6 protein-coding genes are annotated in these 14,261 nt (G+C 51.2%); 2 read left to right on the forward strand and 4 right to left on the reverse strand.

Annotated features, from left to right (window positions below; all coding sequences use genetic code 11):
- On the reverse strand, nt 1–8,464 hold an 8,464-nt coding region (locus PR833_RS19745; RefSeq protein ID WP_272526454.1), incomplete at its 3' end, for a hemagglutinin repeat-containing protein.
- A gap of 85 nt (nt 8,465–8,549) precedes the next feature.
- A complete protein-coding gene (locus PR833_RS19750; RefSeq protein ID WP_248129435.1) occupies nt 8,550–10,235 on the reverse strand; it encodes a ShlB/FhaC/HecB family hemolysin secretion/activation protein in 1,686 nt (561 codons plus the stop codon).
- Here PR833_RS19750 and PR833_RS19755 point away from each other — a divergent pair.
- Entirely contained in the window at nt 10,204–10,380 is a 177-nt protein-coding gene (locus PR833_RS19755; protein ID WP_248129434.1) for a hypothetical protein, read from the forward strand. The two genes, PR833_RS19750 and PR833_RS19755, sit on opposite strands and share 32 nt — an antisense overlap.
- 798 nt (nt 10,381–11,178) lie before the next feature.
- Here the strand turns inward: PR833_RS19755 and PR833_RS19760 are convergent.
- Nucleotides 11,179–12,039, reverse strand: coding sequence for a helix-turn-helix domain-containing protein (locus PR833_RS19760; protein ID WP_216684217.1), 861 nt, complete (start codon nt 12,037–12,039; stop codon nt 11,179–11,181).
- Nucleotides 12,040–12,401: 362 nt separating this feature from the next.
- Between PR833_RS19760 and PR833_RS19765 the strand changes: the two genes are divergently transcribed.
- Nucleotides 12,402–12,800, forward strand: a complete 399-nt coding sequence (locus tag PR833_RS19765; RefSeq protein ID WP_216684216.1) for a DUF3742 domain-containing protein — start codon at nt 12,402–12,404, stop codon at nt 12,798–12,800.
- 26 nt (nt 12,801–12,826) lie between these two features.
- On the opposite strand, the gene PR833_RS19770 is transcribed toward PR833_RS19765, so the two are convergent.
- Nucleotides 12,827–14,261, reverse strand: a 1,435-nt coding sequence (locus PR833_RS19770; protein WP_272526455.1) for a conjugal transfer protein TraG N-terminal domain-containing protein, incomplete at its 5' end; no start/stop codon positions are given.

Below are 14,261 nucleotides of genomic sequence, written 5' to 3' on the forward strand. Positions count from 1 at the left end.
ATTTACCGTCAGAGACTGCTGCATGCGTGGTGTTATGGCTGCTTTCCTTTTTATTCCCCCCCATGGCCAGCGCACTGCCCATATTGGATATCAGCTTATCTCCCACACCGCCACCGGTGCTCAGGCTACCGCCCTGGTGTTCCACCCGGTATTCTGCTTTATTCTCAATATTCTTAAAGCCCAGTGTCCCCGTGTCAAGGCGGTTTTTCTCCGCATTTCCTTCTGATGCGATAACCGCACCATCCAGTTGGGTGTGCTTCCCGACCGTAATGTCAAACCCCTCTTTACCGGCAAAAATCCCCGTCTGGTTTTGTACTGAACGGTATTCACTGTGCATCTTATCCCGGCTGGCAGAAATGTTCAGAGAACCATTGCCGAAACCGACGCTACCACCCGCACTTAAGCTCGTTTGTTTTGAGTCATAATTATCAGTGGCCTGCTCACTTTGCAGTGTCAGATTATTGCCGACATTCGCAATGACTTTATTCCCCTGAACCTGAGCACCTTTCAGGGTGGTGTCATGGCCGCTGCTGAGGGTCAGGGTTTTGCCTGCATTTACCGTGCTGTCAGTGGCATACTGACTGTTGCCTTTCTCAAATCCTTTACCTCTGTTCACACTGGCATTCACATTGAAACCCGCACCATTTGACCCGAAAGTCACACCGACACCAACGGAACCACCTTTACTGCTGTTTTTGCCGTCCACCGTCCGGGTGTTCTGCGCGGATGTCAGCGTGATATCATTCTGAGCGTTGAGTGTGGCGTGACCACCGGCCTGTAACTCACTCCCGGTGACATCAATGTTGCCGCTGCCTGCCGTTTTACCGCCGGCATTCACTGTCAGGTTTTGCCCGGCACTGATACTGCTGCCCTGCGCCGTGGACTGACGGGTTTCGGTTTCTGATTCAGAAGACTGGCTGCCATAAGAGAGATTAATTCCGAAGGCAGAACCCGCATCCCCCTGTGTCTCAGCAAGACGCGCGGCTTCAGCCCCCTGAACACCGGATAACCCGGCTTTAATAGACTGAAGGGCTTTAATGCGGCTGTTATCCGTTTCTTTTGCATCTCCGGCCGTCTGTACTGCGGTATTCAGTGCTGCACCGGCAGTACCGCTCAGGGCAAGCGTAAAACCACTCTGCTTCTGTTCGGTTTTTGTCAGTTCCGTGCGTGTGTTTTCCGCTGCGGTTACCGCAACAGACTGACCGGTCAGGCTGATATCCTTTTTCGCCACCACATCACTGCCGTGTACCTTTATATCCCCGCCGGCCGTCATCACAACGTTTCCGTCCGTACTGCCCAGCGTACTGCCTTTATTCAGCCGGCTGTCGCTGTCCGTGCTTTGCTTCAGTGACTGTTTACCCACGGTAAAACCAATACCGCCACTACTCATCAGGCCGGATTTCTTCTCTTCACGCCGGTGAGTCTCATCCCGTAATTCCGTTGCGGTGGTAATATCCAGCCCCCGTCCGGCCTGCAACGCCAGATTTCCGCTGCTGACCACATTGCTGCCTGACACACTGATATCCCGCCCGGACTGAAGATGAACTGTCTCTCCGGACAGTTCAGTACTGACGGCCTGACGCGTATGGACCTCATCATGACGCTCAGATGAATGCCCCGATAACAGCCCGCGACTGCTTTCTTTACTGTGCTCCGCCAGATCCGTCACGCTGTTACCGGCGTTCAGCCGTAAATCCCGTCCGGCCTGTGCAGTCAGCGCGGCATCGGTGGTAACATCAGCGGCAGTGGCCGAAATATCCCGCCCGGCAGACAACACCAAATCTCCGGCCGTATGAATACGACTGCCACTTTCCGTCTGTATATACTCCCGGCGCCAGTTATCTTTACCCCAGTCACTTTCCTGAGAACGGACTGTACTGACCGTATTAAGATGCAGGTCATGACCTGCTGTCAGTGACGTCTTCCCGTTCTCTCCGGCATGCCGGATATCGCTGCCGGTCAGGGTGATATTGTTCAGCGCACGCAGTGTCAGATGACCATCTGCCCCCTCCGAATAAATACCGGCCCGGCGATCAACCCAGCGGTTCACACCGTCACTGCGGGTGGTGGTTTCGCTGGTAATATTTCTGCCGGCCAGCAGTGACACGGCTTTGCCGCCCAGTATCTGCCCGCCGGTATTCAGGATATCTTCACCGGCCAGCAGACTGACCCGGTTACCACTGATGCTGCCGCTGTTGATCAGCGTCCGTGCACTCAGTTGTGTCACATCCCGTCCCACGATATTGCCGCTGCCGGTAATATCCTGTTCTGCACTCAGCAGGACATTCTGTCCGCCGAGCAGGGCACCGTCACCACCTAAATCCCCTTCCCTGAGCTTCGCATAGACCTGGGGAACACGAACCTGTTGTATGCTGCCGTCACTCAGCGTGACCGGGATGTCAACCAGCCAGACAATATCGGACGTCAGCAACGCCATCTGCTCCGGCGTCAGCGCCACACCGGGGATCAGCTGATACTGTTTACCGAAGGCAATACCGTTATTCATCAGCATACGGTACTGGGCTTCATCATTACTCTGATTACCGGTATAACGCCCCCCGGTCAGCTGGATCAACTGATCACGAACCAGTCTCTGCTCATAATACCCGTCACCAAGACGTTTATGCACATTATCGTGGGAGGCCGTAAAGGCATTCTGCATGTAGTCACTGGACAACCACTGTTTTTTATTCACAAAACGGGGATCCGTTTCCACCAGGTAGTGGCTGTCCGTGCCGGGGTGCAGGGTAAACAGGCTGTTATCCGGTAAACGGACATCAGGACTGACCGTGCGGATCACCGGAGTGATCTGCTGCCCGCTCCCGGTTTCCGGTTTCAGCGTCAGGCTGAACGTATGTCCGGGAGGTAACAGTAACGGACGATCATGCACCACGCCGGGAATATCCGTTGAGACCATACCGGCCTGACCGGTACTGATATTCACCCGGCTGTCCGCTCCGGCCACGGAATGACTTCCTGCGCCCTCTGCACTTTCATTCACCGCAGACACCTGCCGTTCACTCCCGCGCCAGGTTTTGTCCGGTACCACAGCGTGTCCCTGCCAGGTCAGGCTTTTCAGATCAATGGTTTCCGTTACCGGGGCCGGACGGTAATCACCCGTTTCTTTTCCCTGTGATGTTTTGGTTCCGCCAACCGGTCTTTTCTTTTTCTTCGGCCACCACCGTCTCTGCCATCCTTCATCCGTGGTCACCCGCTCACCCTGCGTCGCCCGGTTATCCAGGGTGCCGATATGCCCGTCCAGGCTACCGCCGGCAACAATCTGGCTGTCATGATTAAACAGACGGGCGGTATCAAACCGGATATTCCCTCCCGCCAGTATTTTCCCCGGGTCAGTGGACGCTATCTGTGTCTCCGTGACGGTCCGGGTATAGTTATATTCATAAAAACGATCATTTTCGCTGCCATCCGGCATTCTTGCTGTATGGACGCCATATTTATTCTTCTTACTGAGATCAACATCTGCCCAGTCATAACGGGTGGTACTGCCGTTAAGAACACCTTCATGATGCTGACTTTTCTCCACCAGGACCGTATGTGTTTCCAGTTTCCGGTTGGTATTATTCACCGTCTGCATGCCGATAAATGCATCGCTGCCGGCCTCAATAAATGCACCGTCATTATTCAGGACATCGCCCCGGCCGGTTGCACGATAATCGTTATCCAGATGACGGCCAAAAACCATATTACCGAGGCTGGTGATAAGTGCATGCCCACGGTTATTAACCGTTCCGGCCGCAATATCCAGACGATCACGGGATGCGATTACCGGGGCTTTGTCACCCTCCCGGTCATTATTCAGAACGCCGGCTTCGACAGCGAGATGATCACCAAAAATCCGCCCGCTGCCGGTGTTGTTCAGCACACCGGTCGTCAGGTGTGTCAGTTCACCGTCAATCAGCCCGCGATTCTCCAGTGTGCCGGCCACGTTCAGATGCGTTTCTTTCGCCGTGATATCCCCCTGAACAGTATTGACCAGATTATCCGCACGGATCTCCAGCCCCTGCTGTCCGGCAATCACCCCGTCATTAATCAGCCGGCGGTCGGTCAGCAGCGTCAGATCACCGTTCGCTTTAACCGAGCCGGTATTAAGGAAATCGTCGGCCACATGAACCGTCAGGCGATCCCGGGACAAAATCTGTCCGTCACCACTCACTGCCAGCGCAGAAATATCCGCACTGTCATCGGCTATCAGCATCCCTTCACGGTTGTTCACCGTCAGCGCCTGTCCCTGAACAGAGAGCGTTTTCTGTGAGGAAAGCAGTCCCCGCAGATTATCCAGTACCCGGGTGACCCGGACGGTCAGATGGCTGACACCGCGCACTGCCCCTTCCGCGTTATCCAGAATATCGGCGGCAAGCGTGAGTTTCCCTGACTCCAGCCCCTTACCGCTCTGTCCGGTATGCCGGTTATTGATGTCAGAAGCCACAATATCAAGCGAACCGGCTGAGTGCACAAGCCCGCTTTCATTATTCAGTACCGTCTGTACATTCAGCTGACTGTCACCGTCAGCAATCACCTGCCCCTGCCGGTTATCCAGACGGTAAGCCGACAATGCCAGCCGGCCGCCGGATAACAATGCCCCTTTTCCGTTATCCAGTGCCTGACCCACTGACAGAGTCAGTCTTTCTCCGGCCTGAACCGTTCCCTCCCGGTTAGTAAGCTGAGAGGTCGTGACAGCAGTATGATGGTCACCGGCTATCCTTCCGCCGGTATTGACGAAGGCAGCCGTACCGGTGTTAATCAGAAGATCGCCGGCAGACTGAAGGCGTCCCCCGGTGTTATCGGTCTCACCGCTGTTCACTGACAGCCCGCCATTCCCCGCTATCAGGCCGAGGCTGTTTTTCAGGTTGCCGGTATGCAACACGGCATTCCCGTCAGACACGATACGTCCGCTCCGGTTATCCGTCTCCCCGGTCGTAATAATCGCCTCACCGGCAGCAGAGATACCGCCACGGGAAACCGTATCACGGTTAATCAGGCGGTTTCCCTGTGTGTCAATCGTCAGTCCGGCGCCGGAGAGAATACTGCCGGCGGTATTGTCCAGTTGCCCGCCGGTGATTGCCAGCCCCCGCAGGGCAGTGATCAGCCCGGCAGTGTTATCTGACATTACGGTTTTCAGCCCGGCCTGTCCGCCGGCACTCACAATCCCCTGGTGATTATCCAGTCTGCCACTGAGAAGGGACAGATCGCCCTGCGCCCGGATCCCCCCGTGCTCCCCACTGTCACGATTAACCAGTGTCTGTCCCCGGGTATCCAGTAACAGCTGTTTCCCGGCCTGGATCAGCCCCTGCCGGTTATTGACTTCTCCTGTCGTCAGAGACAGCGAACCGGATGCGCTGACAAGCTGTCCCTGCGTATTATCCAGCAGACCGGTGGTCATCACGCCGTCACCGCCGCTGACAATGACGCCGTCATGGTTATCCAGACCATTCACTTCAAGCGTCAGACGATCACCAGCAACAATCCCGCCCTGCTCTCCGCTCTGCTGATTAACCAGTTTACGGTCATGAGTGTCCAGTATCAGCGATGTGCCGGCCCGTAAAAGACCACCGCTGTTATCCGTTTCGCCGGTATCCAGTCTGACACTCTCCCGGGCCGCCAGATACCCGCCACGGTGATCCAGCGCCTGTCCCTGCGTGTCCAGCGTGATATTGCGGCCCTGTATCACACCCTGTGCCGCCTCCAGGCGGCCGGTTCTGAGTGAAAGATCCCCGCCGGCAATAATACCGCCCTGTTCACCGCTGTCTGTACTGATTAACCCGTTTCCATGGGTATCCAGCGTTAAAGCCCCGTCTGCCTGCAACAGCCCGTGCTGATTGCGGAGCACCGCAGTATTCAGTGTCAAATCGCCCTGACTGAGTATTTTTCCGCTGTCACTGTTCAGATCAGCGGTCTGCAACTGTGCATCACCGGATGAGGCAATAACCCCCGCCTGATTATCCGTATTCCCTGCCGATAACGTCAGTGCACCGGCCAGTATCTGCCCGCCTTCACGGTTACTCAGCTGCCGGTTATTTGTGTCAATAACCAGGCTTTTCCCGGCCTGAATCAGTCCCCCGGTGTTATCCGTTTCTCCTGTATTGAGCGCCAGCGTATCCCGGGCCGCAATATTTCCCCCGGCGTTGTGAAGTTTTGCCGCACCGGTACCGACGGTGACATCCTGTCCGGTGATGGTACCGTTATGATTATGTAATCCGGCTGCATTCAGTGTCAGCCTGTTAAGGGCCTCCATCCGCCCCTGTTCATTAATAACCGCCTGACGGCTGTTCAGTGTCATGTTGCCGCCGGTGGCTGAAATCAGCCCTCCCCGGCTGGTCAGCGCTGCCGTATCCAGCAGGATATGCCGCCCGGCAATCAGACGCCCTTTATCATTCAGCACCTCACCCGGTGTGGTCAGGGATAAACTCCCTTTATCAGCGGCAAGCAGTGTCCCGGCAGAATTGTCCAGTTTCGCACTGCTCAGCGTGATGTCCCCGGCACTTTCCGCCCGGCCGTTCCGGTTACTCAGCGTTCCGGAGACCGTCAGTTGCATCCCTTCCTGTCCGCGGGCAGACAACACGGCATCGTCATTCGTCAGTATCCCGGCTTCTGCGGTGATTTTTCCGGCCTGCGTATAGCCACCGGATAAATCCGCCTGCCCGGCTTTCAGCCGGAAATCACCGGATGACAGCAACGCGCCCTGCTGTCCCTGAAGTACATTTGTCTGAAGGGATAACACACCTGCACCGGAAAGCTGCACCTTGCCCTGACGGTTATCCAGATCGCCGGTTTCGATGCTCAAATCCCGTCCGGCAGCCGCAAGCGTACCAGAGCGGTTGTCCAGCACATCCGCTTTCAGATGAATTCGTCCGGCACTGGTGATACTTCCCCCGTTGTTACGGAGGGTATGCTGGCTGAGCAGCAGATCCTGTGTACCTTCCTGGTTCAGAAGGCCGCCGGTATTCGTGATTTCCGGGGAATGTATAGTTAGTCTCCCTCCGGAAACCCGGCCGGCGGTATTATCGATGCCGGTTGCTGCCCGCAGACTGACAGTATCCTGCCCGCGTAATACCGCACCGGCAGTGCTGATCTCACGTTCCGTCGCTGTCAGTGTGACGGCTTTTGCCTCTGTCCGGCTGCCGCTGACATCCACGCCGGTTCCGGAGGCAACGATCTTACCGGCGGCTTTATTCTGCCCCCGGGCTTTCAGTTCCCCGCCCGATGTCAGAACTAAATCGCCTTTTGTTCTGTCAGTTGTGGCTGCCGGCGCACCGGCCAGAAGCGTACTTTTTTCCGAACTGTAAATACCCGCCGCGGTCAGCCTGACATCCTGTCCGCCCCGGATAATCCCCTCATTACTCAGTGTTCCCGGCGCCGTCAGTTCAACGTCTCCGCCGGCCGTCAGGCTGCCGGTATTACCCAGGTCACCTTTCGCGGCGACGCTCAGATCCCCCTGTCCGGCCAGTACACCGCTGTTCACCAGTTGACCGTCAGCACGGAGTGACAATGTGCCGGCCATCGCCCCCAGCTCTCCGGCATTGCGTACGCCCACGCCTTTTTCGGTGCCTTCCATAATAATTTTACCGGCATACATTCCGCCCAGCGCCGACACATCCAGCGCAAACGCCGGCTGCCCGGCATCCTCACCGGGCTTAATCCGGGTGATATTACCCCGGAGATCGGTTTCGTTATGACCGGTGGTGATCCGCAGTTCACCGCCGACCTGCATCCGGGCGTTCACATTCACCGCCCGGGCAATCAGCGCAGTGTAGTCACTGTCCTCCGCCAGCAGTCCGCGCCCTTCAATACTGAGCCGTCCTTTGTCAACATCGAAACCTTTCAGTCTGCCGCCGTCCATCAGCGCTTTCCCGGCGGCCAGGGTCGTTCTTTCAGCATTGATAAAACCACAGCCATTGCAGGTAATACCGGACGGATTAGCGATCACCACTTCCGCACGACGTCCGGCAACCTCAATAAAACCATTCAGCCGGCTGGGATCACGGCTGTTGACTTCATTAAGAATGATCCTGGCCTCACCCTTTGCCAGCCAGGGATTACCGGTAATATTGCCGGCCAGACGGGTCTGTGTATTACTGTGACTGTTATTTAAAATGGCTCCCCGGCTGTCCACATCAAACTGTGTATACTGGTTACGTGAAACCCCTTCCGGACCGGGCGTCTGAATATTCACCTGCGGCAACCCGTTTGCCGTGGAAATCACCGTCGCCTGCTGGTTTCCCGGCGCATTACGGTCAGCGACAATAGCGGAGTAAGCAGGAAACGAGCACAAACCGGCAGCCAGCCAGATGGCAAAACAAACCGGGGACAGGGAGGCAATAATCCCTGCCGGAGCACAACGTCCGCGACGTGTATTTCCGCCCCGTCCGCGCCGGGCAATGTCAGCCACAACCATCAGCATGCCACGGGCTTTATTAAAGACAATCCGGTAAAAAAGGCTGTTCATACGAAATCCCTGAATCTGGAGCCACCACACAGACATCAGCGGATGTCGTGGCTGTTTATCTATAAATGAATTATCCCTGCCTGTTTCACTGCCAGTTCCAGTTCACACTGAACGTGGTGACCACAGGGTCTGTTTTAAATCCGGCCGGTTTTGAGAGGGGGATCCCCACTGAAGCGTCATAACTCACGCCGGTATTCCCGAATGCGCCACGGATCCCCAGCACTGACCCCGCCAGATGTTGTCCGGTTAAATCACTCTGAGTGGTGCTGTTACCGCTGACCTCACCGTAATCGGCCCCGAGATAGAGCTCCTGCAAAGGCAGAGGTGTCTGCCAGGAGAACGTGTTCTGTACCAGCCAGCCATTTGAGGCACTGAGCGTACGTTCGCCGTCAAAACCACGCACGCTCCAGCGGTTGCCGATGGAAAATTCGTCCTGCGGGGTCAGAGGGGTGGCGCTCATTTGCCTGCGCCAGGTGGTATTCCAGCTGAAAGACTGTTCCCCCAGAGAAAACGGTGCGGTCAGTGAGGCATTCCAGCTCAGAATTTTTGATAAGGCGGTAACGCCGCCATAATCATCCCAGGCTTCTTCCGGGGCCGGCAGGGCACCAAACCAGCGGGTACCCCGCTGATAACTCACCCCGGCATCCAGGGTGGCTGCCCCGATATAATGACGGTGGGATAACCCGATACGCCATGCACTGGTCCGGCGTTTCTGGGCAGTAATTTCCGTATCATCAATAAAATTATGGGTCTCACGCAGAAGAACGTCATAACTGGCCGTCGTACGGGAACTGGCACCACGATGTAACACACGGCTCAGTTGCAGATTCAGGGAACGGCTTTTACCACTGTAATGAATGTCGGTATATTTTCCGGCCACGGTCTGATAATAACGGTAATCGTTGAGATTTATGCCGGCCAGCCAGTATCCCAGAGGAACCGAATAATGTGCGGAATAACTGTGGGTGCTTTTATGACGCCCGCCAAATCCCAGATCCCGGCTTGCAGTGACATAAAACAAATCGCTGAAGGACAACGGATTATCCAGCGCCAGCATTATTCCGCCCTGATATCGCCCCGTGCTTTCCGTGCCGGAATCATCCACCCAGGCACCGGTACGCCAGTAACGGGATTGCGAGCGTTCAATCACAATATCACTCTGTCCGGGCCTGTCACCGGGTTTCAGGACCATCCGTGCACTGACCGTGGGAAGGCGCTGAAGGTTTTCCAGCCCCTGTTCAATGTCCCGTAAATCCAGTAATTCCCCCTTACGGGCCGGGAACGCACTATACAGCCGGATATAGTCATCACTGCCTGTATTCAGATAAATATCCCTGACCGTTCCCGGCACAATCAGCAGTCGAAGCGTACCGGTTTTAAGATCCTGAGACGGTGCCAGTACACGGGTTGTGATATACCCGTGTCCAATCAGACGGTTCTGTAATGCACTCATCAGAAGATTAATTCCGTCACGCCCCAGGCACTGCCCTTTTGCCTGATCGACAATACGCTGTACCGGGATCCAGTGAGGAAGCGCCCCGCTCCCGTCGGTTACAACCTGTGTGATCTGAAAACACGGTGACTCTGCCGGAAAAATAAGCCGGGAGAAGACAGAAGACGGCGGGGATAAGCGTATATCCGGCGCTTTCGGCATCAGCGATGCTTCACGTGACTGTTGCTGTTGTTCCTGATGAATAAAAGGCTGTTCACCGGACCGGAATAACGGAGATGGAGTCTCTTTGGCTGATAAAGAGAAAGATACCGCACTCATCGCCAGAGAGAGAAACGGGAAAAAACATAACCGCTGTAACGGGGATAAAAAAGATAGCATCACAAATCAATCTTGGAATTTACGTTTCGTTACATTAATGAAAGTAAATTTGGCAAAACGTGCCTTAGATCAAATTTCAGGATAAAAGATCGAGTTAATGAACTATTGCAAAGCAAAGATCTGAAATGCAACATCAAATCAGAATATTAATCTGGGTCATTTTTTATGCACAAATTTTTTCTGTGTAAATTGATGTAAAAATAAAGAAAAACAGATAAAAAAACTGGATGCATGCAGTCCAAATCAGAAAAAACAAACAGTTAATTAAAAGAAAATGTCGATTGAGGATGCCGGAAACAAAAACCTAACGATTTTTGGTGATTAATCAAATATCAGCCAGTCTATGTATGCTCATGATCCATGATGACATCCCACCGGAAATGGCTTCGGATAACACAATGGATGCGAGGGTGAGGAAAACCAGTATAAATATATATAATCTTTTTTCGTCTCTGACCGGGCAGGATTCGCTTGTCATAAAACAGATCACTTCTGATACTAACAGCTTATCCGTGAACTTTCCGGATATACAATATAAACAGAAGCAACCCGGTATTCTTTCCACAGAAATTTTACCCGGATTATAACAAATTTAACTATGAACCATTTAACAAATCGTAAACAGGATATTGTCTAACTCGTTGTTGAGTATACTAATGATATAGAAAACCATGTTACATAAAATAAATGATGGAATACATTAACGTATTAATCATTTATTCACTTTACATAAATGCTAACGTATGATGACGGATAAAGAAGAGAAAATCATAATACCTGATTAAAACAAACCTTAATATTACTAATATCACTTGCTAACTGAAAAAAAGAATTTTCAAAACAAGCTTAGCTCTGAATTAGCTCATTGACAAAAATAAAAAACTTAACACACCGGTATAAAATAATATAATGAACAAATATCATCAGTATGATGACCAGAAGAATAAAATATCTCAATATCAAATCCTAATCGTCTTTTAAGATTTAATCGGGGTAATTCCCTTGTGTATATAACATTAGATAAAATAGCATACTCCGACCAACTCCCGACAAATGAAAACATATAATACTTTGAACCTTTTTCATTTAAAATAAAACCATCCCCATTTATCTGCTTTATAACATAGTTCACCTTTATTTTATTTTTTGTTTTTTCATCCGCACAAAAATCATAAGAAACACTCAAATAATCACTTGATGCTTTTACCATACCCTTAATATGATTAATTTGACTTTTATTTTTAAAAGCAAGACCTTCAACACTATAATTAGATTTAAACTCAAAAGGAATAGTGATATAAAATGATTTACTTTCACCGAGTTTATTGTCTGTGTAACATTCAGAATATAAAGAAACAGATCTGTGTTTTATATCTTTAAAATTCAAAAACCGGTGCTGAGGAAAATAATATCTGAAATCCCAAAAATCACGTTTCCTGAATAAATTCGGTGTAATTTTAAAATACCGTTTAAATGCTCGCGAAAAACTTTGCTGAGAATTAAATGAATAAATAGTTGATATTTCAAAAACAGACAGATTTGTTAAGCGAAGTAATACGGAGGATAAGGACAATTTTCTTGCCAGAATATACTTAGCAATACTTAATTTTGTTTTTTCTAAAAAGATATCCTGAAAGTATCTTTGACTATACCCTGATTTTTTAACAACATCAGTCTGAGAGATAGGCATATTTATATTATCCTCAACCCAATCAAGGACACCATTAATTACATCATCATGCATATCCCTGCCCTCAAATATTTTTAATAAACATAATGTTATTTAAACTCTCTGTCAGTATAACGCTAAATCAGATAAATACCCAATATGTTCATATCAGGGATAAAACCCACTTACAAAACAAATGTGTTATCAAGATTAAAAGAGTTATACACATATCCACCGCCATCACCAGGGCATATGCCCTGTACGCTTCCGTTTACCCGATTGCTTGTTGGCATCGGGTTTCACTGGCTTGCTGACCGTGGATATGTGCATAACTCACCAGATGTAGACAACGATTAAAAATCAACCTAAAATTGTACTAAAGACAAACAACAGGTATGAGACAACTCAGACTCACTGATTACTGACCGGAGGGAAAAATGAGTGATAAAATAACTATTTCCCGGGGAGAACGTTGGGGCATCAAACTTGCTCATGGAACCAAATGGGGAATACGTGGCGTTAAAAAACTGGATCGCTACTGCACAGAAAAAGCAAAAGAAAAAGGTCTTCCTGGCTGGTTAGGTCATTTGCCAAAAATCATTATCATTACCATTCTGATTTTGAGCGCTGTATTTAATCTTCCTTTATTATTTATTATATTCTGCTTATACCTATTATTACATGTCAAGTATGATGATACATCTGGTATATTAGATACTCCAGAGAACTCTCTCTTTAATGATGATCCTCTTGTTGAAAGAACATACGATAACGTTAACTCAATAGATGATGGTGCTCCATATGGAGAGTCTCATGGAACATGGGGGGATAACTAAACATAATTATCCCCCAACAGCATTAATTATTTTAGTCCTTTTCCATTTACTCCCTCCATAAAAGTAGCTCCAGCCTTTTTAGCAACTTCCCCTCCCTTTTCTCCTGCTTGTGTTGCTTTATCCGTACCTGATTTCATACTATTACTTATAGCACTTCCTAAATTAATGCCCGCCCAACTTAATGCGCCCATCCACAACGCCGGCAACACCAAAAACATCGTCCCCATCACCAGATTCATAATGACATCATCAGACGTGTTCTGGATCCCGTTCATATTCCACTGGCTGTGCGTATCGGAATTATACAGTGCCTCCATCATCCAGCTGTCTATCCAGCGTGCCAGCTCCCACCAGAAGGTCAGAAAGTTCAGCGCAAATATCACAAACGTCACCGTTATCGCCGTCTTAAATTCATACGCCGAAAACAGCAGTATCATCGGGATCATGATATACACCGCCATTAATATCAGCCCCTGCACCATCGGTAAGGACTGACGCATCGAATCAAAGGCAGGGAATGCCCCCAGTGACGCCAGCGAAGTGCCGGCTACCCCTCCCATTCTGGCCAGCTCATTCATCACCGTCATATCCGCATTTCCCCCGTATCCCCGGTACACCCGACCGCCGGAAACATCCAGATTCGTCGGACTCACCAGCCGGCGGACAATGGCCTCCTCAAACTCTTTCGAGTTTTTATTAATCAGCTTCATCGCTGCCCGGGCACGCAGCCACATCCCTTCATCGGTCTGCTCTTTGACAAGTTTCAGTAAGCCCGCATTCGCATCATTCCACCACTGATAACAGGTCGGGTAACCGTTGCCGTTGACATTCGCATACCCGTCATCCCGCCCTGCATCCCAGGGAAAGCCCGCCCGTGGTGTCCGGGACTGGATCTGATGATATTCCCCTTTCATAAACGTCACCGAACCTATCCAGGTAATATCCTGCAACGTTTTCTCATCCTGCGTTTTTCCCTGATCTTTCGCTTTCCAGTCATACAGCGCACGTGAATAACAATCATCGGTAAAATCCTGAAGTGCGGCAGCCAGTGCCGGATTTTTGATATTGCTGTGCTGCACCTCAAAACGCACCTGACGCAAATCCGGCCGGCACGGAATACTGGCCACCGCCGCCTGTGTCACCCCTTTCGACAACTTATGCACCAGCATCCACCACAGCGGGATTTTGGCTGTCTGATTATCCAGTGATGACACCACACCGCTGTAACCGGACGCCTCCGGCTTCACCGGTGTCCAGCTGCCGCAGGTTTTGGCCCGGCTGGTATCAAATTGCAGGGTACTGACACTCACTTCCATCAACGGCACACAACAAAAGAGGATCACCACAAAAGCCCCGTAGAGGGCGTTCTCGATGCGCACAATCGCCAGCGAGCCTTTGTTACCTTCATCCTCCCCCTCTTCCCGCACCTTCAGCCAAATCCCCGCCACTTTAAAAGCCAGT

The organism is Providencia sp. PROV189 (genome assembly GCF_028480065.1).
Taxonomy (GTDB): Bacteria; Pseudomonadota; Gammaproteobacteria; order Enterobacterales; family Enterobacteriaceae; genus Providencia; species Providencia stuartii.

What these genes read in the sequence shown, in the direction of transcription:
- PR833_RS19750 (WP_248129435.1), bottom strand. Translation starts at nt 10,235, where the DNA reads ATGAGTGCGGTATCTTTCTCTTTATCAGCCAAAGAGACTCCATCTCCG.
- PR833_RS19760 (WP_216684217.1), bottom strand. Translation starts at nt 12,039, where the DNA reads ATGCATGATGATGTAATTAATGGTGTCCTTGATTGGGTTGAGGATAAT.
- PR833_RS19765 (WP_216684216.1), top strand. Translation starts at nt 12,402, where the DNA reads ATGAGTGATAAAATAACTATTTCCCGGGGAGAACGTTGGGGCATCAAA.